The organism is Aequorivita sublithincola DSM 14238, from assembly GCF_000265385.1.
Lineage (GTDB): Bacteria > Bacteroidota > Bacteroidia > Flavobacteriales > Flavobacteriaceae > Aequorivita > Aequorivita sublithincola.
Window position 1 is genome coordinate 2,259,788 of the sequence record NC_018013.1, and the last position, 22,555, is coordinate 2,282,342.

Sequence of the window (22,555 nt, forward strand, 5' to 3'; positions counted from 1 at the left end):
AGATGAAAATAATTTGTATAGGTCGAAATTATACAGACCACATTAGCGAGCTTAAAAGCGCAACCCCAACAGAACCAGTTATCTTCTTAAAACCCGATACGGCAATATTATTAAAGAAACAACCTTTCTTTATACCAGAGTTTTCAAACGACGTGCATCACGAAGTGGAACTTTTGGTTCGCATTACTAAAATTGGAAAACACATAGACCAAAAATTTGCACACAAATATTATGATGAAATTGGTCTAGGAATAGATTTCACAGCAAGAGATCTTCAAACAGAATTGAAAGCAAAAGGCTTGCCTTGGGAAAAAGCAAAGGGCTTTGATGGAGCTGCAGTTGTGGGAAATTTCATCAAAAAAGAAGAAATTGTTGACTTAAATAACATTATTTTTAGCTTAAAACGTAACGGAAAAACAGTGCAAGAGAGCAATTCTATGCTGATGATATGGAAAATCGATGCTTTAGTCGAATATATTTCAAAATATTTCACATTGAAAATTGGCGATATTATCTTTACCGGAACTCCAGCAGGTGTAGGCAAAGTTGAAACCAACGATGTGTTGACTGGATATATTGGTGAAACAGAAATGTTTTCCATAAAAGTGAAATAACATGGCTATTTATTATTCTTTGGAAAATCTAAGAGAAATTGCAGAAGGCGATGAAGATTTTCTTAAGGAATTGGCAAACGCTTTTTTGGAGGAAATCCCTATAGATTTGGGCTCCATAACAGAAGCCATTCATAACGACAATCGTGAACTGGCTTATCAATTTGCGCATAAAATGAAACCCAATATAGAAATGTTTGGTATAGACGGGCTAAAGGAAATTACTATTATTGAGGAGTGGTCTAAAACATCTAAAAATAAAGCCACAGTTCTTCCAAATCTTGAAAATGTTCTCGTAACTTTGAACCACGTGTTTGATGAATTAAGAGAAGACTTCCAATTATAGTGCTCGCAGAAATTATAACCATAGGCGATGAGATTCTCATAGGCCAAATTATTGATACCAATTCAGCCTTTATTTCAAAAGAGCTAAACAAAATAGGGGTAAAGATTTATCAAATTACCTCCATTCAAGATGATAGAGATCATATCCTACAAGCTTTTAAAGATGCCAAAAAACATGCCGATTTAGTTATAGTTACAGGTGGTTTGGGTCCAACCAAAGACGATATTACAAAACAAACTTTCTGCGATTTTTTTGAAGATACTTTAATTGAAGACCAAAGCGTAGTTGAAAACGTAACCCAGCTTTTCAAAAAATATCAATTAAATAAACCCTTGCCTGCCAATTTTCTGCAAGCGATGGTTCCTTCAAAAGCAACTATTTTGACGAATCAGTACGGTACCGCTCCTGGTATGTGGATGGAAAAAGACGAAACCGTTTTTGTTTCCTTACCTGGTGTGCCTTATGAAATGAAGCATTTAGTGCTAGAAGAAGTTTTGCCGAGTGTTATAAAGCGTTTCAACAGACCTTATATATACCACAAAACACTTTTAACCTACGGTTTAGGCGAAAGTGCGGTTGCCGAAAGAATTGCTGATTGGGAAAACAGTTTGCCAAAAACCATTAAACTAGCGTATCTACCCTCGTTGGGGAAAGTTCGTTTACGATTATCTTCTAGCGGAGAGGACGAAGTATTTTTAAAAGAAAGCATTGATTCCCGAATGGAAGTTTTAAGTGAAATGCTTTCAGATATTGCTATAGGTTTCGAAGATGAAACCAGTATAGTCGGCAGAATTGCGCATATTTTAAATGAAAAGAAACAAACTTTAAGTCTTGCCGAAAGTTGTACAGGCGGCGCAATTGCAGAGCGGATTACCGCTGAAGCTGGCGCTTCTTCCTTTTTTATGGGAAGCATTGTTCCATACAAAACTGAACTTAAAACTCAGATTTTAGGTGTGCCTTCATCTTTAATAGAAGAATACTCTGTGGTAAGTATTGAAGTAGCCGAAAGTATGGCGGTAAATTCTTGCAAGCTTTTCAATACAGATTATGCTATTGCAACCACAGGAATTGCGGGCCCAACAAAAGGCGATGGAAAAGATGAGGTCGGTACGGTATGCATCGCTATTGCTTCACCAAGAGGAATTGTTTCGGAAAAATTCAACTTTGGTAATGACCGTTACCGTGTTATAGAAAAGACTATAAATAAGGCTTTTGAAATGATCTTAAAAGAAATTTCAAAAAACTGATTTTCTTTTGTTGTACATACCAAAAGAATTACTTAAATTTGCACCCTGTTTTAAAATAACTAATTAAAGTTAAAGGAAATGTCAAGAGTTTGTGAACTTACAGGAAAGAAAGCGATGGTTGGAAACAACGTCTCGCACGCGATGAACAAAACCAAACGTAAGTTTGATGTAAATTTGCTAAAGAAGCGTTTTTATATTCCAGAAGAAGACAAGTGGGTAACCCTTCGTGTTTCAGCTTCTGCGATAAAAGACATCAATAAAAAAGGTATTTCTGCGGTTATGAAAGAAGCTCGCGAAAAAGGCTTTTTAACTAAATAATTGCAATAATCAATAAAGTCTATTATAATGGCTAAAAAAGGAAATAGAGTACAAGTAATTTTGGAGTGCACTGAGCACAAGGAGTCTGGACAAGCTGGAACTTCTCGTTACATCACTACCAAAAATAAAAAAAACACACCGGACAGAATGGAGTTGAAGAAATTCAACCCAATTCTTAAGAAAATGACGGTTCATAAAGAGATTAAATAATATAGGTCATGGCAAAGAAATCAATCGCATCGTTACAATCAGGTTCAAAGCGTTTAACCAAAGCAATAAAAATGGTTAAATCGCCAAAAACAGGAGCATACACATTCTCTGAGTCTATTATGGCTCCAGAAATGGTAAACGACTGGTTAAACAAAAAATAACCAGCTTAAAATATTAGGAAAAAGCCACTTTTTTACGAAGGTGGCTTTTCGTATTTTTACTCTTTCATTTTATAACTTTGACAAAGTTTCAAACTTTGTCAAAGCTGATAAAAGTTAAATAAACGAGTAAGTAATATAAAAGCTGCTAGACCCCTTCCGTCTTTCAAATTGCTTTTAGGGCAATTTGAAATCCACCTTCCCCTGAAATAGGGGAAGGAGCTGTGAAAAGATGATTAATTTTACTGATTACTGATTACTGATTACTGATTACCGAACACTGAATATTGAAAGATGAGTTTTTTTAAAAATATATTTTCCAAAGAAAAAAAGGAAACCCTCGATAAAGGGCTCGAAAAGACAAAAACAACTTTTTTCGACAAACTGAGTAAAGCAGTTGCCGGAAAAAGCAAAGTTGATGACGATGTATTGGATAATTTGGAAGAAATTCTCGTTTCCAGTGATGTTGGCGTAAATACAACACTCAAAATAATTGATAGAATTGAAGCCAGAGTTTCCAAAGATAAATTTTTGGGAACAGATGAATTAAATAAAATACTTCGTGAAGAAATTGCTGGCCTATTGAGCGAAATTGATTCTGGAAACGCCACTGAGTTTGAAATTCCAGAAAACAAAAAGCCCTATGTAATTATGGTTGTTGGCGTGAATGGCGTTGGTAAAACCACAACAATCGGAAAGCTTGCATATCAATTTAAAAAAGCTGGAAAGAAAGTTGTTTTGGGAGCTGCGGATACTTTTCGCGCTGCGGCAATAGATCAGTTACAAATTTGGGCGGACCGAACTGATGTTATTCTTGTAAAACAAAGTATGGGTAGCGATCCAGCAAGCGTTGCTTTTGACACACTGCAAAGCGCCGTTAACCAAAATGCGGATGTAGTTATTATTGACACCGCTGGACGACTTCACAATAAAGTTAATTTAATGAACGAGCTCACAAAAGTGAAGCGAGTAATGCAAAAAGTAATTCCAGATGCACCGCACGATGTGCTTTTGGTTTTGGACGGCTCTACAGGTCAAAATGCTTTTGAACAAGCAAAACAATTCACAGCTGCAACCGAAGTAACTTCCCTAGCCGTTACAAAACTAGACGGAACAGCGAAAGGTGGCGTTGTTATAGGTATCAGTGACCAATTTAAAATTCCTGTAAAGTATATTGGAGTAGGTGAAGGTATGGAAGATCTTCAAGTGTTCAACAAATTTGAGTTTGTAGATTCCTTCTTCAAATAAAGCCTACTATGAAAATAAGCCACGAATTCAAGAATATTTTAATTAATATTCGTGAATTCGTGGCTAAGATTAGACTGTTACGTCTTTATTTTTTCTCTTTTTTCTCTCTTCTAACTAAAGCGTTTCCTTCAACCAACTAAAGAACTCACGTTGCCAAACAAGTGCGTTTTGAGGTTGCAACACCCAATGGTTTTCTTCGGGAAGATAAAGTAGTTTACTTTTTATTCCCTTTAATTGCGCAGCCTGAAACGCACCTAAACCTTGTTCAATTGGTACGCGGTAATCTTTTCCACCTTGAACAATCATTATTGGAGTATCCCATTTGTCAACATAAGTTATTGGGTTAAATTCGTTAAAAGATTTCTGTGCTTTCGCATTGTCTTTTTCCCAATAAGCACCGCCCATATCATGGTTTACGAAGAATAATTCCTCAGTAGTCCCATACATTGCACGCGTGTCAAAAACGCCATCGTGAGCAATAAATGTTTTGAAACGACCGTCATGATTTCCAGCTAACCAAAACACAGAATAACCACCAAAACTTGCGCCAATAGCGCCAAGACGATTTTTATCTACATATGGTTCTTTGGAAACATCGTCAATAGCATCAAGATAATCTTGCATTGCGCCACCGCCCCAATCGCCGCTTATTTCAGCATTCCATTCCACACCGTGGCCTGGCATTCCTCTTCGGTTTGGTGCAACAATAATGTACCCTTCGGAAGCCATTAATTGGAAATTCCAACGCGTAGAATAAAACTGCGACAAAGCAGATTGTGGTCCGCCCTGAGCATAAAGCAAGGTTGGATATTTTTTATTTTTGTCGAAGTTTGGCGGAAGGATTACCCAAACTAACATTTGCTTGCCATCCTTGGTTGTCACCATTCTTTTTTCAACAGTTGGTAAATCAAGTTTCCCGTAGAATTTAGTATTTACTTGTGTAAGTTGCTTAAAAGTTTTGTTTTTTAAATCGAAAGTAAAAATTTCCGAAGCATGGTTCATATCTGTTCTAGTAACAATCAACTGACCATTATTTTCGGCAACAATTCCGGTTACATCAAATTGTCCTTTTGAAATTTGCTCCACAACCGCCATTTTTCGAGTTTTCCCAGGGTAATCAACTTTAAAAAGCTGCACGGTTCCATCAACCGGAGCCGTGAAATAAATATCCTTATTGTTGCTCGCCCAAAGAAATCCGTTTACAGTTCCGTCCCATTGTGAAGTAAGATTTTGTTTCACACCATCCTGAAGCACGATAATATCGTTTTTATCAGCTTCATAACCTGGAGTTTTCATCTGTAAATATGCCAAAGCTCCAGCTTTTGAAAACGCTGGCTGCGTATCATAACCTTTGTTTTCTTCGGTAATATTTTCAGTTTTTTTGTCTGAAAGATTATATTTATAAATATCTGTATTGGTACTTATAACATAATCCGTTCCAGCAGATTTTTTACTTACGTAATAAATATTTTCACCTTTTGGTCCCCAAACATAATCTTCATCACCGCCAAAAGGAGCTTGCGGTGTATAGTATGGTTGGCCAGGAGTTATATCTGTTTCCGCACCCGTTTTTGTGTCTTTGTAAAAAACGTGGTTGTAGCTTCCGTCGTTATAAGTGTCCCAATGTCTGTAATCTAAAGAGGTAAAAACGTAGGCATCGCTCTTTGGTAAATCCTTGTAAATATCTTTACCTGTTATGTCTTTTACGTGAACAGGTTTATTCATCAACAGAAACTGTCCATTTGGTGAAATATTTTTATCGGCAACTTTGACCTCTTCTTTAGTAACTTCTGCAAAATTGCCGCCAGAAACTTTCATTGCGAAATATTTTGAATCGAAGCTATTCTCTTCCATATTTGGAGTGGAGACCTTATAGAATAGAACTTCGCCGTTATCGGAAATACCCATTGGGCTTACTTTTTTAACCTGCCACAAAAGTTCAGGTGTCATTGTTTTTTGTGCGAACAAAAAGCCAGCGCATAGAAACGCTAGCAGGAATGTTATTTTTTTCATCTTTAAGTAATTATTGAATTTTTAAGAAGTGTAAAGTTAGTTAAAAAAAATTGCAGTAATCAATAGCAGCTGGTAGTTATCAGCTTGGAATACATAAATATTTCTTAATGAAAATATTACCAATTGAAACGAAATCTATATTTGCTCAACTTAAAAACTCCTTGTTATGAAAACTGCTTTTAAACTTTTGGTACTTTCCTTTTTTTTGATGGCTTTTCAATGTGATGATGAAGATGAATTAATTTATAATAATTTTAAAATAAGTGTAACTCCGCAAGCTACGTTTTCCTTACAGGATACAATTTGGATAGAAGGTAAAATATCATCAAAGATTTATAATGCAGATACAAATGATTCAATTCCATATATTAATCCACCAATTCAAGAAGTGTTTTATGTAATGAAATTAATTGATTCAAATCTCAATGCAAATAGTGAAGGAGCATTGGAACAATTTGGAATAATAAATAATCTGGGCGAATCATTCCCATGGCGATGTGATAAGTCTGATTTAAGGATTGAAAGCGTTCTTAATTCTCAAGGTGATTCATATAGTTTTAAAATTGGTTTTGTCCCATTGCAGAAAGCGGATTATGTTTTCAGTTTTACAGAGGGAAAATTGACGAATCCCGAAAGAAATGAAAATATAGCTCAAGATTATCTTTTGAGTTCGAGACCAGATGCAATAGGTTTCGAGAGATGTGGTGAATACAGTTACAGAATATTAAATGAAACAGATAGAGAATTCTATTTCTCTGTACGATGATTTAAAACTAGGTATTTCAATAATTAAATAACGCTGCTAACTTACCCCAAAGTTCATCGTCAAACCCCGAGGGACCAGGAAGTGGGTTTCCCGCATTACCGCCCATACGAATCACAATTAAATCCTGACTAGGGACGATGTATAATTTTTGATCGTCTTTTCCCAAAGCAGCAAAGAGATCATCGGGTGCATTTGGGATTAATTTCCCTTGAAGTTCAAGTGTTGTTTGCGGGAGTCTATAACTTTCCTTGCCATTTAGCCACCACAAGTAACCATAAGCTTTGTTTAGATTTTGTGAAGTACTTGTCATTGATTGAAAATAGTTTTCATCCAACAATTGATAACCATCCCAATTTCCGTGATTTAGGTTTAATATTCCAAAACGAGCCATAGAACGAGCATTGCTAAAAAATACACGGTTGTAATTAAATTGCAACCAAGTGCCCGACATTCCGATAGGATTTTTTAGTTTTTCACTAAAATAATTGTCAAATCCTTCAGGAATTGCAACATCCATAACGGGCTGTAACAGAGTGTAAAAAGCGTTGTGATAAAACCAAAAACTTCCTGGTTCATTTAAATACTGCAAACATTCAGGCTTAATGCAAGATGTGTCTGCAACGTTATAATCTCCACCAGAAGTCATAGTAAGTTGATGGCGGATTGTTATTGCCGCCTCCTGCTCAGATGTCATTACTGTCCAACCTAGTCCCAAATACTCAGTGGTTGAATCATCAAGACTCAGGTAGCCATCTTGTAGTGCCATTCCAGTCGTAAAAGCTGTCAGCGTTTTTCCTGCCGAGTTCCACTCGTGTGGGGTTGCTGAAGTAAAATCGTTATAATAATACTCTACAACAATGCGCCCATTCTTAAGAATTATAAAGGCATCTGTATTTTTTTCGTCTAAAAATGCTTTAAGCTCGGGTAGAAATGCAGTATTCCAGTTTAAAGATTCTGGACTAACCGATTCCCAAACTTCAGAATTGGTCGGTGGAAAATAGGGCTTAATTGAAACGGTTTCTGTATTGTCGTCAGTTTGGGAACAACCTGAGAAGAAAGCGAATAACAAAATAATCATCAAAATGGAAGGTTTCATAACTTGTGGTTTTAGCTTTGACCATTCTTTATTGTTATGGTTTAAAATGGTTGTATCTTTGCACCCCGATAATAAAAATTTATATGCGTACCAAAACTTTAAAGAAGAACAAAATTAACGTAGTAACCCTAGGCTGCTCCAAAAACGTTTATGACAGCGAAATATTGATGGGCCAGCTTCGCGCCAGCAATAAAGAAGTTGTACACGAAGAGGAGGGCAATATCGTAGTGATAAACACTTGCGGTTTTATTGCCAATGCGAAGGAAGAAAGCATCAATACAATTCTTGAGTACGTTCAGAAGAAAGAAGAAGGCTTGGTGGATAAAGTTTTTGTTACGGGTTGTCTTTCCGAAAGATACAAGCCAGACTTGCAAAAGGAAATCCCGAATGTGGATGAATATTTTGGAACGACCGAACTTCCTGGACTTTTGAAAGCTTTGGGAGCAGATTATAAGCACGAATTGATAGGTGAACGCGTAACAACTACCCCTAAAAATTACGCGTACTTTAAAATAGCTGAAGGTTGTGACCGTCCGTGTTCATTCTGCGCAATTCCAATTATGCGTGGAAAACACAAAAGCACTCCAATGGAAGATTTGATTATTGAAGCCGAAAAGCTTGCTGCAAAAGGTGTGAAAGAATTGATTTTAATAGCACAAGATTTAACATATTACGGACTTGATTTATACAAGAAACGAAACCTTGCAGAACTACTTCAAAAATTAGTAAAAGTTGAAGGCATTGAATGGATTCGTTTGCATTACGCTTTCCCAACGGGTTTTCCGATGGATGTATTGGACGTTATGCGCAACGAGCCTAAAATTTGTAATTATATAGATATTCCATTGCAACATATTTCTGACCCAATTTTGAAGTCAATGCGCCGCGGAACTACAAAAGCAAAGACTACCAAATTGCTGGAAGAATTTAGAGCAGCTGTTCCTGACATGACCATCAGGACTACATTAATCGTTGGTTATCCCGGCGAAACTGAAGAAGATTTCCAAACCCTAAAACAATGGGTAAAAGATATGCGTTTTGAGCGCTTAGGTTGTTTTACCTATAGTCATGAAGAAAATACGCACGCTTATAATCTTGAAGACGATGTGCCAGAAAAAATAAAAATGAATCGCGCTAACGAGATTATGGAAATCCAATCTCAAATTTCGTGGGAGCTGAACCAACAGAAAATAGGTAAAGAATTCCGTGTAGTAATTGACAGAAAGGAAGGTAGCTATTTTATTGGAAGAACTGAATTTGATAGCCCTGACGTTGATAACGAAGTGCTTATAAATGCTGAAGATAGTTATATGCGTACTGGCGAATTTTTCAATGTGAAAATCACTGCAGCAGAGGATTTTGATTTATATGCTGAAGTGATTTAATCGTCTTACTGAACCCTTCGGCAAGCTCAGGATGAACTAAAGTTGGAGGATTGGTTTTTATGTAGCAGTAGTAATTTAAAGTTTCACGCAAAGCGGCCAAGTCGCAAATATTGCTATCTTCTTAATTAAATACCTTTAAGCCACTCCTGATATTTTTCTCCCAAAATTGGAACCGGCTTTTCTCCTCCGTTTATTGCACCCATCAATCCAATTACCCATAAAACGATTAAGAAAATACTACCTAATATTGATACTATCCAACCTAAAATTGGGATTACATTTATGATGGATAATGCTAAACCTGTAATGCCCAAACCCAGTGATTGGCGTATGTGATACGCGGCAAAGGAATTCTTTTTCTCGTTGTTCATCACAAAAGCAATTATGAGTCCAACGATTGTTATATAGGCGATAATCCCTATTGTTTTTCCATCTTCAACTGTATTTATAGATGTTCTTGACGTTGTGTTTGGTGGTAATTGAGAGTTAGTTTCGTTTTCCATGATTTTTTGGTATTTATTAAAGTGAATTTTAAACTTCTTATTATTACAATAGTTACTAGGATTTACTAAAGACAGTCTACTTTGATTGAAAATATACTTCTTTCGTTTTACCAGTGTCATTATCTAAATATTTCAGCACTAGATTGCCTTTGGCATCAAAATGAGCCGCGCCATTTATAGTTGAAGAAGTATAGCGGTATAAACCTTCTTTTGGTGTAGGAGTTAATTTGGCATAAACACTGGATGAGCCGCTTTCTGAAAGCTCAAGGCCGTTTTTATTAGATTTTATTTGAAGAGCAGCATTATTAAAATACAAGTGTGCTGGAATTCTTTCAATCTTATTTTTGCTATTAGAGTTATGCCAAAAATCTGGAACAGCGATGCTTTTTTCTGCTACTTTAGCGTGCGTGTGATCTGGCGTTGACACTCCTTTTTCTTCTACTTTGGAAGTTTTTTGTGCATAAGACGGCATCGTAATTAGTATGCAGAATAGCATTCCTGTTAGTAAAATTGCTTTTTTCATGATTATTTATTTTTATGATTAATACTTTTTTATAATTTGTGGTTTATATGCTTTCGCCGTTAGCAAGTTTTTTTCGATGGATTTAAATTGGCATTTCTTTAAATATTACCGGATTCAATCAATACGCATAAAATCAAAAACCAAAGGCTCAAAACCGCGCTTTGCTCTATCACGACCACTTCTATCGCCATTAGGGATTTCCTCCAACTCCAATGTTGTATCATTAATTTGCATAATTCTATATTTTGTAATTGGAGGAAATGGGCTATCTTGGAAGCGTGGACTTTTGGCTAAATCAACATATAACAGATTTCCTTCCACATGATAGCGCCCAATAAGATATTCATTTATAATACAACTTTCATCATACCATCGCAATTTCATTTTACCATCTGATGAAAAATGCAAACGATCTGATTCTCTTGTACATATATTTTGATAATCCACCAGTTCTGGGTTTGAATGTTTGTTTAAAAAGCCTGTTTTTTCAAAAGCCCAACTTCCCCAAAGAATTCCTGGAAGTGGCTGTTGTAGGGTTACGCAACCGAAAGTTATATAACAAACCAACACTAATAAAATTACACTTTTTAGTTTTGAGCGTTTCATACTAAACGATTTTTATTTAAATGCTATCCATCCTGCGTTTGGTGATAATTGTATTTTTCCAATATCCATCCAAAAATCTTCCGCCAATTACTTCTTCTTGATATTAAACTTCCCTTCAATTACTGCTTTTTTATGATTTTTTGAATATAAGGTTCCTGAGAAAGTACCTTCAGAATGTGTATCTCCAATGGATGTGATGGTGATCGTAGTTTTGCCTTCCTTCCCGTCTGCGCTTTTATATTGGGTGCGATACACCTCGGTGAGCGGACCGTCTTTTTTTACATTTTGTAAAGTTATATTAGCATATGGCACATCATAAGATTTCTCTTCTACAGGATTCTCCAAAAAGTTTAATCTCAGCAAAAGAAGTAAACTGTAATCGGTTAAACTGGCGGTTGGGAGATTCGGGGAAAATGCTTTTCCCGATATTGTTTTGGCATCTAGTTCGATGTCCCTTCCATCATCTAAGTGAATAATAGCATAAGATCCATTCCCCGTTTCCGTTTTGGATGTTGACGTATCATCAGTACCATTTTCAGTTTTTGAATTGTTTTTGCACCCTGTTATAATAATTGTGAAGATTCCTAAAAGCAGTATCAACCGTTTTGTTTTAAACATAATATTGTGTTTTAAAATTAGTTTAATTAAATCCTGTGAAATTTTAATTCGATAGCTCCAAAATTTAAAACTTTAAAACTTTAAAAATTCCATTGAATTTACATCCGTTCAATCACGCGTTTTGCCAAGATTTTGGTTTTCTCAATCTTCTCTTGTTTATCCATCATATTCTTATTACCGTACATGATTGATAGCGATACATAAAAAATATACCCATCTTCAGCTACGCGCAATTGCCCGCCACCAAGGTCGCTCCAGCTCGCTTTATCGCCCACGTCAGAAACCTCTTCGGGATTCCATTTTTTATAAATTCCGTTGTTTTGGCCTTCCCAAATCGCATCGATTTGCGAATTAGTGTGTTGACCATCTCTAGCAAAATTGAGACTTGCGGAAAAAAGAGTCATTATCCCTTTGTTTATGCTCCAGTCATATGAGCAAATTGTACCATGACTACTCTTTTGTTCTAGCTCATTTTCTTCAGAAAGTCCAAACACTTCCATAATGTCTTCTTTGTTCATTAGCTCACAGATATCATCTCGTTTGCTGGAACCGGCAAAATTTTCGTCATCTTCCAAATTGTCTATTTGGTCTTTTAGATTTTTTTCACTTTTTTTATCATTACACGAAACCCCTATAATGAATAAGGAAAAAAACATTAAAAGCGCTACTGTTTTTTGAAATTTGAATTTGTTTTTCATTGTTGTTGATTTTTAAAAATTGAAAAAATGGTTTTAATGAACTGAGCTATATTCTTCTTTTTAAATGTTTCACAGAAATTTAAAAGTTTCATCTAATAAACATTTTAATAGCTCAAACTGTTTAATCCTTAAATTTCGAGCAAAACTATCTTTATGGTATATCTATATCAGCCAACTCTTTTCCACCATAATCTGAAAATAGTTTTGGAGTTTTGTCTAATGTTAAATTAGCCTGTTCCAAATGAGATCTTTTTACATTTTGAAGACTCATTCCATATTCAAAACAATTACTAAACACCACATCGTGGATGTTTAGGAATTTTGAATCTCCAAGAAAAATTGCGCCGTTTGGCTTTTCAGTGGTTCTGCCAGCATTTTTAAAAATTACATGGCCAATTTCATTTAAAGGACTACTTGAATCTATATTTAACTGTTGCCAAAAGCCAGCAACATCGTGTTCGCCACGAATGATTATTGGCTCTGCTGCTGTGCCTACCATTACTAAAGAAGCCTTATTGGATAGATGCATCCAGTTTTGGGCTGATATAATAATTTCCACTCCAGGTTCTACGGTAAGTACACCGTCTTGATATCTAAAGTTATTTTGAAGAAAATAGGGCACATCCAATTTTGACCAAGTGGCATCGCCTTTTAGATTCTCGCGATCTATGTAGACATAATCGTTTTTGTTTCCAGAAAAACTGTTGCTGCCGTTAAACATATTTAAGCGCGTAATATTTGTTTTCACGGGTATGTTATTTTTAGTGAAGGTGCTATTCTTCATATTTATGTTATTCACATCTTTCGCTACATCGTCCCTAACGAACATTCCAGTAAATTTGCTATTTGAAACCGTACAGTTTTCCATTTTTATACTGCTGGCTTCACCATAGATTGCTAAAGCTGATTTAGAATTACCACCTCCTGCATAATCTATCGTTACATAATTCATTACATTATTTGAGTTCGGGCTCTCGGTATAAATACCGCGCCAAAACCCTGGCGTTTTTTCTTTCCCGGTTAGAAGAATTGGTTTTGCGGCGGTACCTATCATACTAAAGGAAGATTTATCTTTAAATTCCATACCTGCATTTTGTTCAAAAGCAATCACTACGCCTGGCTCGATGGTCAGTTTGCCATCGATTCTAGTAAAACAAGTAATTATATAATCTATTGGAGCTTCGGGATTATCTTTTAAAACCGTATTTGGATTGTCTTTAAAATAGTTACAGTCCAATGTTAATGGCGCTGTATTTCCTTTCGGTGAATTCGGACTTGTGGCGTCGCCATCTTCTTCTGTGATGGAGGCGCTACTATCTTTTTGTAAATCTGAATTTGCGTCTCCAGCATCATCTGTATTTGAAGCATCTACTTGCTCTAAATTTGAGTCATCATTTGATGCTTCACCATCTTTTCCATTGCGACAGCTGGTAAAGGCAATGCCCACCAAAAGTACCAACAATAACATTTTAAATTTAAATTGAATCGCTTTCATATTTATAATTTTGAGTAATTAAGATTATGATGTAACATATTGTTCTTTTTTAGGTGAGGTTGATAATAAATAGATTAATAGTGAAATTTTTAACCAGCATTACGCATTTAATAGAACTATTTTTTTTTATAAACCCCCATAGCTTTCTCAGGACTTATTACAATAGTACCTGAACCGTGGTAAATGTCTTCTTTGTTACCATTCTTTTGGAATTCACCTTCAAAATTGAGTGTAAAGCACGCAGCTCCGCTCATTGGCATGGGCAAGACATACTTTAGGTCTGAAAAAGTCATGGTTCCAGAAATACCATTATATTCATCACCTTGATCTTTAGGGCGTATGGATAAAGTGGAAGCACTTTTATCTCCACGTTTAACGTTGGTAAAAGGCTTTAAGTTTTCATCTACTCTAATTATGCCAAAAATACCAGCTTTGCCACGGTTGTATTTCTTTCCAATAAACATCATAATAGTACGGTTTCGTCCTCCTTGTTCATCGGTTAAAGATTTTTGGTCGTTATATATGGCACCTCCTTCTTTACTGGGTACAGTCTCCGAAAATTCAATAGTTTCAGATCCCTTTACCAACGTTATATCAAAGCTATGGGTTGCATCTGTTGTTTTCTCTTTTTTATCAGCTACTACCTTTTCTTTTTCAGCATCAGTTGATTCGTTCTTTTTATTATTGCAACTTGTAAAGGCAACATTAATAAGTAGCAGAATCAGCAGTATTTTCCCTGTTTGTTTTATCATTTTCAAGGTTTTGAATATGTGTTGAAATATTTCCATTTTTTATTGGTTTTTACAGTTTGTCATATTTTTAAATCTGAAATAATTATCATTACCAATTACAACCTAAGTCATTCTAACTTATCCTAAAATAAAAACCTCTGTGCAATTGAGTGATAATTTTCACGTCATCACACAGAGGTGCTTTTTGCTATTATTTCAATTTAAAATACCCTATTTTTCTTCAAAAATTATTTGGCAATTGCTGTTATTTGTTGAAATCGTTGCCTAAAAATTTATTCTTTTACGAGCTTTTGATAATAGGTTTCCTTTGAAGAACTTAATTTTAAAATGTATAGTCCCGAATTTGAGTTAGAAATATTGAATTCCTTATTTGATTCTTCAAAAACTTCACTAAAAATTAATTTTCCATCAATATTGTAACATTCTATATGCTGCAACCTAAGTCCTCATTTGTTAATCGTGTAACTTCGCTCTCGCTGAGAATTCTGTTATAAATACGAATATCGTCTAATATTCCATTATAATATTCTGTAACTCCTGGTGTATCATATCCAATCATTAAGGATAATTGATTGGATACTACAGGCTCTATTCCAGCAATATCATTAATCAAAACACCATCTACGTATGTTTTTACAGTTCCTGAATCATAGGTTAGCGTTAGATTGTACCATTGATCTAAATCAAATGAAAAATTTCCAACTACATCATTATTAAAATATATATCGCCATCGTCATTGTAGAACAATGAAAATTGTCTTGAGTCCAAAGAAGTCGAATTTCCAGATTTTGCTAATAAACTTGCCCAACCCTTTCCCGTGTAGTAATATTCAGTTGTATTAAACCAAACAGACATACTCATCTGTGAATTTAAGTTTTCAAGGCTTTGCGAATTCTCGACTTCCATATAATCGTTGATACCATCAAACAAATAGGCTTTGTCGGAATTACCATATCTGTCTTCAGTTAGGGTTGCTCCAAATATTGTTGCATTGTTATTGTTGTTACTTTCATCATTTGCATTTCCGCAGAATGAATAGAATGCAACTAAGCCATCATTTATTTGACTGACGGGACTAGGATTTTGCACCCATTTTTGTATATATCCAGCACCTGGTGCCGCATCTACAGATATTCTGAGTGTATCGTCAACCCCAAATGTTAGAGAGGATGGATAATAACTTCCATTACTCCCCAGTTCTTCATATCTGTAATTTGTTTCATCTTGTGCAACGATGTCTTTCCATTTTACATCACCTATTTGAAGCTCAACGCTATTACCAGGTGCTTTATATGTTATTACGCCTGAGTTTCCTGAAACATTAATTTTCATTCCGTTGTTCGCAGGTTGATTTCCACCAACTCTGGTCCATGATCCTTGAATCTGGTCAAGATTGAGATTCGAATTAATACTTTGCTCATCATCTTTACTACAACTGGTAAATGCGATGCCCACTAAAAGTGCGAATAAAAGGGTTTTGAATTTAATTTGAATTGTTTTCATTTTTTTAAAGTTTTTTGAGTTATACGTTTTTAAAATTTATATATAACTGAGGAGTTAAATATGAGTTTTGAATTAGTATGTTAGTGACCTAATCGTATCAAAAATAAACGGTATATAATGCTGTGGCAAGACGCAATTAGTATTTGGTGGGGATGGTTTAGAATTTGGTATTTTTTTTAAATTCGAATAAAGTTTAGCCCGCACTATATTGTTTAAAGTTTAGAATAACGAATATTTACAATTTTCCCAAAATATCGTTGATTTCGTAATCACTTAGATCGAAGTACTTAGGATCTGATGATTTTTTGAAAGTGGTAATATCCGTTATCATACTAGGTTTATCACTTTTCTTATTGAAGTAAATACTGCGAACCATCATTCCTCTTGGAAAGTTTTCATCCATTTTGGAGGGAGTGTTGGAAGCAGTTTCAGTAGCGAAATCTCTAATCTGTCCGCCAAAAAGATGGTTGCCGCTTAGGTCAATACTAATGTCTTGAGTGACCCACGCATACATTTTCGTGTCTTCTTTTGGGTTGAGATATATATATTTTCTGCAGTTGTAACCATTGATTTCTTTTTGTTCGTTGGTTCGTTCCCATTGTCCGTTATCGTCGTCAATATCACCTTGACTTTCTGCTATTTTTTCAGCCATCTTTTGAAAATTAATCATTGGCATTTTCATGGCGGTTTTTTCGTTTTCATTCACCATATATGTGGCGGCACCTTTATAATCGAAGAGCATTCGGGTTTCGTCTTTATCGCCTTCATTCATAATCATACATTCTCCGGTTTCGCCAAAAACCATCTTTGTAGTGTTAGTGTCATCCAATTTGCCATTTTTTTTGAAAGATTGCATTTGCATCACCAGCGTTGCTTTCACCGGATTTTCTGGAACGGGGTAACGAGTGTCGTTTTCATAAGTAATATCTTCAAGTGCCTTCTTGCCCTTTTCTCTTTCGGGTTCGGCATATTTTTCTTCCATGTCTTTCCTAATTTTATTCTTTATTTTTCGATGAATAAAGCCTCGTTGGGCTTCTACCGGAGGAGCGATAAAAAGGAAAATTAGGGTGAATAACGAAATGATATACGTCTTTTTCATGATTATTAAGATTTAAGGTTTTTACGTGTAATAACAAACCTACACTACATAGGCATACGCGTCAACCACCAATTAGTATTTGGCAGCTATGATTTAGAATTGGGTAGTGAAACTGAAAAGAGGCTATAAGAAAGCTATATCAGAAAATAGCTATGCAAGTGTGAAGCAAGAAACGGTTATGAAACAATAAACCGCTTTTTTATATTGGTTACACTTATAAATATTTATTTAAACCGAAGCATGGTTTCCAAAATTTCATTGATTTGTTTAGATTTCTGCCTGGAAACTGGAACTTCAGTATCATCTTGCATAATTAAACTGCCACCGTGGTGTTTTAAAATTCCTTGTACAAATTGTGGATTTATCAAGTGGGATTGGTGTACTCTTAAAAAACCGTGATCTTGTAATAGTTCTTCAATTTCCTTTAATGTTCTACTGATCAAAATCTTGTTTTTATCTTTACAAAAAATATTGGTGTAATTACTATCAGACTGGCAACGAACAATATTCTCTATTTCCACAATTTTATAACCTACTCCTGTTGGTAATGCTATTTGCGAACATTCCTTGCCTGAATCTTTCAAGTAACCCTGAAATAATTGCCACTGTTTACCACTGGTTTTTTTGCGTCTTTTTTCCCAGTTTGAAAGTGCTTTTACAATTTCCTTTTCATTTATAGGTTTCAGTAAATAGTTGATAGCACTATAGCGAAATGCCTTTATAGCATATTGGTCATAAGCTGTAGTGAATATAACATCAAAATCTATTGGAAGTAGGTTATCCAGCAATGTAAACCCATTCATATTTGGCATTTCAATATCTAGGAATAATAAATCTGGCGGGTTTTTTTTAATAAATTCCAATCCGTGCAATGGGTTGGTGAAAATGCCAGTAATGGTATAGTCCGCATGTGTTTTTTCAATTAAACTTTCTAACACGTTTGTGCAGTGCATTTCGTCGTCAATTATTATCACTTTTGTCATAACTTAATATTGATAGGTTAGTGTGATTCTGGTTCCTAAAGCGTTTTCGTCTTCCTCAAGATCCGTTGTTTTTAGATGTATGGAATGATCGTTTAGATGGTTATAAAGTGTCAATCGGTCTTGAACAATGGTGGAACCCATAGAATTATGTAGTTTTTTCTTTTTGGAACTTTCCTTTCTTCCTATTCCGTTATCTTCAATTATGATCTTTAAATCTTCTGAAGTTTCAAAAATAATGGTCAAGTTCTTTTTAAATTTTAAACTAGGATGCAATCCGTGCCAGATGGCGTTTTCTACTATAGGTTGCAATAGCAATGGTGGAATGTTGAATTGAGAAAGTTCCTCCCTAGAAGAAAAGTATATGTTGTATTCAAATTCCTTTCCCATTCTATTTTTTTCTAATGAGAGATATAATTCTAAAATCTCTAACTCTTCTTCAACCGTAATTTTTTTAAGATTGCTGTTTTGCAAAATTCCTCGAAGCAAACTGGAAAAATCATCCAGATAAGCAATTGCATCATCCTTTCTAAAGGTCATCATTAAGTGTTTTATTGCACTCAGACTGTTAAAAATGAAATGAGGGTTCATCTGGGAGCGCAGAGCGATCATCTCAGTTTCTCTAATTTTTTGGTTGAAATCGTTTTTTATTTTCTGCTCTTTCTCCATTTCTATTTCGGAATAGAGTTGAATAAGTTCATCTGTCTTTTCGTTTATCTTCTCATCAAGTTCACGATTCATTGTTTCCTGTAAGGTTTGGTTCTCTCGTAATTGGACAATTAGTCTGTAAGAAGTGTCTTCTTTTTCTTTTTGGAGTAGAAAAACATTATGACCCAATGCAAGCGAAAAACAATATACCTCTATTAATAAACCAATCTGAAAAATAATGTTTGGGGCTTCCGTAAAAGCTACTATGCTTTCAGAATCATAATGAAAAGCAGAAGAACCAACATAGGATGCCAATGCAGCTGCTATAAAAAAGAATGATTGACCTAATATGAAAAAGATTAACAACGGATGTTTCACTTTAAGAAGTATCCAAACAAATAAAGCCAAATTCAAGGGAAGAATAATTATTCTAACTATTGAAAATAGTAGTCCATTTAAATATTTATCGTGAAAATAATAGGTGGAAAAAATATAGGCGATGGCATATAAAAAACAAACATATCCAAAGTATTTGAGCACTCGTGCTAATGACTTATTATACTTTTTTATTGTGAGCAAATGATTAATGAAAAAGATATAAAACCCTATAAAAGCAAATTGAATCGGCTCATTTAAATTATAAGCGAGTTTTGGAAAATACTGAAAAACATTTCCTATTGGTCCTGCGGTTCTTCCAAGAATTATCAAGCCATATAAAAGTTGAAAAAATAAATATCCTAAATAATACAAGTAAAGTTTAGCAGACATTCGCAACCAGAATACTACGGTAAAAAGTATTATGGTTAATAAGGATATGGTATAAAAATAGATAAATGCAATCGTGTTCGTTTGGTTTTTATTGCCACTTCGTGAATACTTTATATAACCTTTTCCGCTGTATAATGTAGGGTAGCTATTTACTCGAGGTTGGTGATACGTTTTTAATTTTACGTAAATCTGTGATTTTTGAAAAGGTGCTAATGTTAGTTCTGTGAAAAAATCTGTTGCTTTATCAGTGTCTTTGGACAATGGCACGAAAATTCCATCTTTCCATTTTTTGAAAGCATTTCCATTTTGCTGAAAGATTGTAGTAACGTGATTTTTACTATACAGATAGTTGTGAAGTGTATCATCGCTACGGTTTTCAATTTGAAACTTTAACCATATAGCGGTTTTTGAAGTAGCGTTATAATTTAAATTATATTGTTTCCATCCAGTCTTTGTTTGAATCTCTTCAAAAGTTGTTTTTGGGTCGGTTCGGAGTACTTCAACTTCCTCATTATTTAATAAAGACAACTTATATGATATAGAATCAGCAACAATCTGACCGTGTAAATGTGTCAAACTGGCTAAAAAACAAAACGTTATTAAGAAGTAGATTCTCATCAGTTTAGCTAAAATACTATACTATCTGCTTTACACCTGACAATTTTAGCATTTGGTCACTTTTACTTAGTATTCGGTAGTTTTATGGGTCCTTACTGAATTCTAATCCATAGTAGCCAAATTCTAAGTACATATTTCAGGTTATAGATCTTCCCTATAAGTTTGTCTTCGATATTCATATTGTAATTTTTTCAAAGATTTTAAAAATGCAATAATGACTTACCGAGGAATTTTTTTCAATTCACTTTTATAACTCCTCAATTAAATAAGTGAACTAAAAATAATTAAAACACAAAATGATGAAAAATGTAATTACCTTTTTAATGTGCACACTTTGTATCCTTACGGGGATGGCACAAGCAGACCTTAACGGGAACGGGATGATAATTCCCGAAAGAACACCAGAGCTCCAAGCCCTGTACCTACAATCCAAACAACTGGAAATTAAAGGCACTGCGGCAGAAATAAACGCAAACCGCCTTGCCATAAAAGCCGCTTGGGAGCAAGTAGATCCCGCAGTGGCCGCGCTGTACAAACCCATTGAAACAACAGGCGTTGGCCCCACAATGGTGGAACGCGAAATAAACCCCGACCAAGCGCAGCCCATTTCTCGGGCGCCAGAAGATTGGAGCACAGACCTTCTGTTGCGCGAGGGTTATATAGACGGATTGGACATGGACGTTGCCGGCAATGGCGATATCTATATTGCCGCCTATGAAAATTATGTGGGAAGTGGATTTGATGATTCAGTCACCTATATATACCGTTCAACCGATGGTGGTAATTCTTTCGTGTTATGGAAAGAGAATCTGGTAATCTCCTCCGAACTCTCGAAGATTCAACTAATTTCAATGGATGGTAATGGTGTTGATTATCTATTGCTTTATGAGTTATTCGATAACGGACAATTCACTGTTGCTAGATGGAAAATGTCTAGCGGTGATTTTGACTTTGATCCTGTTGCAAGTTCCATAACCGATTTCAGCGTGGATCGCAATTATACATTAGATACCAGCGCACAAAGGGTTTTTGCGACCTATCAAAAATCAGATCAGATAACGTATTCCGCACGTAGTACTGCGGGTAGCTATGGTTTTGATTGGGTAGATGAATTTAGGTTTGGAATTGTTGGAGAGCAAATAGACTTTGCTTATGGCTTAAATGGTGGATGTTACACCACATTTATTGGCTTCAATTCCAAAAATCTTAAAGCTATGGAGAATTCTAGCTTTAATGATCCCGCATCCTGGAGCTCAGCAGTGAATCTAACAGACAGTAGCATAACAGAAGTAATAAACCCCACTATACGAGCGGCTAGATTAGAAATGTCTAACGATAAGGTCATTATTTGGGCTTCACAAAGACCAACTGGATCATCCGAAGGTTACGATGGATTGGGAATGAAGCGCGTCAATGGTGCTAACTATATCAATTTTAGCGGTTTTCCTGCAGGAGGTTCACAATGGAGCATTGCACAAACCGATAGTTGGGTGCGCAAAGTTAATGGTTCAGAGGAGATTCGCTTATCCTATGTTCGCGATAATATACCAAATAATGAGAATGATGTAAATCGATCTCTAACCTTTAATGGGACAGACTTCGATCCCTTCGAACCAGTAGCAGATACCTCCGTCAACGTTTTTGAGGGCTTTTCCTCCGCTATTGCGGAAACCAGTGATGGTTTACCTTGTATGGCTTTTGCAGGTACTTCTGGATCTGATGGCTATAACCTTTACTTTGATGCCAAATCCACTTTGGGTATAGAAGAAAATAGTCTGGATGGATTCACTTTTTATCCTAACCCAGCCCAGGATATTATAAATATTTCAGCAAAAAGTACTGTTGAAAAGATTGGAATTTACTCTTTGTTGGGACAAGAAGTGATGCAACTTTCTCCAGAACAGAAAAGTCCATCCCTCAACGTTTCGTCGCTTGCGTCTGGCGTATATGTGATGAAGGTTGAGGTAGATGGCCAAATTGGAACCTATAAAATTATTAAGAAGTAAAAAAGCGATTGTTTGATTAGTAAAGAAATGGAGCTGCTTAACTGCGGCTCTTTTCTTTTTTACTGAATTCTAATCCATAACCTCCAAATGCTAAGTAGGGGTTTCGGATTAGCTTTCTTCCTTATAAGTTTGCCCTAGAATTTGAAATGCTATCACACTAAAAAAAATAAAGTCCATCCTTCAACTTTTCATCACTAGTATTAGGAGAAAATGTGGTGGAAGTTGAAGCGGATGGCCAAATAGATCCTTTGAAATAAATTCATTTAAAAGACTTCTTATTATTTTGAATCTCCAAACGGACTTGTTATTTAATAAAGTTGATTAGTGAAGGAAAGTATC

At 35.4% G+C, this 22,555-nt stretch carries 24 protein-coding genes; 10 read left to right on the top strand and 14 right to left on the bottom strand.

What is annotated here, in order from left to right:
• Positions 1-2 precede the first annotated feature (2 nt).
• The 7 genes from AEQSU_RS10330 (at position 3) to ftsY (ending at position 4,138) form a co-directional block, all read left to right on the top strand.
• The gene (locus AEQSU_RS10330) at positions 3-614 is read left to right on the top strand and encodes a fumarylacetoacetate hydrolase family protein (RefSeq protein ID WP_014782804.1); all 612 of its coding nucleotides are present in this window, start codon (positions 3-5) and stop codon (positions 612-614) included.
• Position 615: 1 nt separating this feature from the next.
• A complete protein-coding gene (locus tag AEQSU_RS10335) occupies positions 616-957 on the top strand; it encodes an Hpt domain-containing protein (protein WP_014782805.1) in 342 nt (113 codons plus the stop codon).
• Entirely contained in the window at positions 957-2,204 is a 1,248-nt protein-coding gene (locus tag AEQSU_RS10340; RefSeq protein ID WP_014782806.1) for a competence/damage-inducible protein A, read from the top strand. Before AEQSU_RS10335 ends, AEQSU_RS10340 begins: the two co-directional genes overlap by 1 nt.
• 78 nt (positions 2,205-2,282) lie before the next feature.
• Positions 2,283-2,522, top strand: coding sequence for a 50S ribosomal protein L28 (rpmB, locus tag AEQSU_RS10345; RefSeq protein WP_014782807.1), 240 nt, complete (start codon positions 2,283-2,285; stop codon positions 2,520-2,522).
• 27 nt (positions 2,523-2,549) lie between these two features.
• Positions 2,550-2,732: a 50S ribosomal protein L33 gene (gene rpmG, locus AEQSU_RS10350; protein ID WP_014782808.1), complete on the top strand. Its 183-nt coding sequence runs from the start codon at positions 2,550-2,552 to the stop codon at positions 2,730-2,732.
• A gap of 8 nt (positions 2,733-2,740) precedes the next feature.
• A complete protein-coding gene (locus AEQSU_RS16450; RefSeq protein WP_014782809.1) occupies positions 2,741-2,893 on the top strand; it encodes a DUF4295 domain-containing protein in 153 nt (50 codons plus the stop codon).
• Between the two features lie 291 nt (positions 2,894-3,184).
• Entirely contained in the window at positions 3,185-4,138 is a 954-nt protein-coding gene (ftsY, locus tag AEQSU_RS10355) for a signal recognition particle-docking protein FtsY (protein ID WP_014782810.1), read from the top strand.
• Between the two features lie 114 nt (positions 4,139-4,252).
• Here ftsY and AEQSU_RS10360 read toward each other — a convergent pair whose 3' ends face one another.
• A complete protein-coding gene (locus AEQSU_RS10360) occupies positions 4,253-6,151 on the bottom strand; it encodes a S9 family peptidase (RefSeq protein WP_014782811.1) in 1,899 nt (632 codons plus the stop codon).
• 166 nt (positions 6,152-6,317) lie between these two features.
• Here AEQSU_RS10360 and AEQSU_RS10365 point away from each other — a divergent pair, with 166 nt between their 5' ends.
• Positions 6,318-6,917, top strand: a complete 600-nt coding sequence (locus tag AEQSU_RS10365; protein ID WP_014782812.1) for a hypothetical protein — start codon at positions 6,318-6,320, stop codon at positions 6,915-6,917.
• Between the two features lie 16 nt (positions 6,918-6,933).
• Here the strand turns inward: AEQSU_RS10365 and AEQSU_RS10370 are convergent, their stop codons facing one another.
• On the bottom strand, positions 6,934-8,013 hold the full coding sequence (locus AEQSU_RS10370; protein ID WP_014782813.1) for a serine hydrolase domain-containing protein: 1,080 nt from the start codon (positions 8,011-8,013) through the stop codon (positions 6,934-6,936).
• Between the two features lie 83 nt (positions 8,014-8,096).
• On the opposite strand from AEQSU_RS10370, the gene rimO reads away from it, so the two are divergent.
• A complete protein-coding gene (gene rimO, locus AEQSU_RS10375) occupies positions 8,097-9,398 on the top strand; it encodes a 30S ribosomal protein S12 methylthiotransferase RimO (RefSeq protein WP_014782814.1) in 1,302 nt (433 codons plus the stop codon).
• Between the two features lie 125 nt (positions 9,399-9,523).
• Here the strand turns inward: rimO and AEQSU_RS10380 are convergent, their stop codons facing one another.
• The 12 genes from AEQSU_RS10380 to AEQSU_RS10430 form a co-directional block, all read right to left on the bottom strand.
• Positions 9,524-9,901: a DUF4870 domain-containing protein gene (locus AEQSU_RS10380; RefSeq protein WP_014782815.1), complete on the bottom strand. Its 378-nt coding sequence runs from the start codon at positions 9,899-9,901 to the stop codon at positions 9,524-9,526.
• Positions 9,902-9,977: 76 nt separating this feature from the next.
• Complete coding sequence (locus tag AEQSU_RS10385) at positions 9,978-10,424, bottom strand: hypothetical protein (RefSeq protein WP_014782816.1); 447 nt, start codon at positions 10,422-10,424, stop codon at positions 9,978-9,980.
• A gap of 114 nt (positions 10,425-10,538) precedes the next feature.
• On the bottom strand, positions 10,539-11,030 hold the full coding sequence (locus AEQSU_RS10390) for a hypothetical protein (protein WP_014782817.1): 492 nt from the start codon (positions 11,028-11,030) through the stop codon (positions 10,539-10,541).
• A gap of 87 nt (positions 11,031-11,117) precedes the next feature.
• Positions 11,118-11,648 (bottom strand): hypothetical protein, encoded by a 531-nt coding sequence (locus tag AEQSU_RS10395; RefSeq protein ID WP_014782818.1) that lies wholly within the window; start codon positions 11,646-11,648, stop codon positions 11,118-11,120.
• A gap of 98 nt (positions 11,649-11,746) precedes the next feature.
• Positions 11,747-12,346, bottom strand: coding sequence for a hypothetical protein (locus tag AEQSU_RS10400; RefSeq protein WP_014782819.1), 600 nt, complete (start codon positions 12,344-12,346; stop codon positions 11,747-11,749).
• Between the two features lie 151 nt (positions 12,347-12,497).
• Positions 12,498-13,841, bottom strand: a complete 1,344-nt coding sequence (locus tag AEQSU_RS10405; RefSeq protein ID WP_014782820.1) for a hypothetical protein — start codon at positions 13,839-13,841, stop codon at positions 12,498-12,500.
• Positions 13,842-13,957: 116 nt separating this feature from the next.
• A complete protein-coding gene (locus tag AEQSU_RS10410; protein ID WP_014782821.1) occupies positions 13,958-14,629 on the bottom strand; it encodes a hypothetical protein in 672 nt (223 codons plus the stop codon).
• A gap of 236 nt (positions 14,630-14,865) precedes the next feature.
• The gene (locus tag AEQSU_RS17075) at positions 14,866-15,030 is read right to left on the bottom strand and encodes a T9SS type A sorting domain-containing protein (RefSeq protein WP_083834441.1); all 165 of its coding nucleotides are present in this window, start codon (positions 15,028-15,030) and stop codon (positions 14,866-14,868) included.
• On the bottom strand, positions 15,018-16,097 hold the full coding sequence (locus AEQSU_RS10415) for a LamG domain-containing protein (protein ID WP_014782822.1): 1,080 nt from the start codon (positions 16,095-16,097) through the stop codon (positions 15,018-15,020). Before AEQSU_RS10415 ends, AEQSU_RS17075 begins: the two co-directional genes overlap by 13 nt.
• 235 nt (positions 16,098-16,332) lie before the next feature.
• On the bottom strand, positions 16,333-17,196 hold the full coding sequence (locus AEQSU_RS10420) for a hypothetical protein (protein ID WP_014782823.1): 864 nt from the start codon (positions 17,194-17,196) through the stop codon (positions 16,333-16,335).
• A gap of 224 nt (positions 17,197-17,420) precedes the next feature.
• A complete protein-coding gene (locus AEQSU_RS10425; protein WP_014782824.1) occupies positions 17,421-18,179 on the bottom strand; it encodes a LytR/AlgR family response regulator transcription factor in 759 nt (252 codons plus the stop codon).
• Positions 18,180-18,182: 3 nt separating this feature from the next.
• Positions 18,183-20,120 (bottom strand): histidine kinase, encoded by a 1,938-nt coding sequence (locus AEQSU_RS10430; RefSeq protein WP_245529071.1) that lies wholly within the window; start codon positions 20,118-20,120, stop codon positions 18,183-18,185.
• Positions 20,121-20,506: 386 nt separating this feature from the next.
• Between AEQSU_RS10430 and AEQSU_RS10435 the strand changes: the two genes are divergently transcribed.
• Positions 20,507-22,216, top strand: a complete 1,710-nt coding sequence (locus tag AEQSU_RS10435; RefSeq protein WP_014782826.1) for a T9SS type A sorting domain-containing protein — start codon at positions 20,507-20,509, stop codon at positions 22,214-22,216.
• The last annotated feature ends 339 nt before the right edge of the window (positions 22,217-22,555 follow it).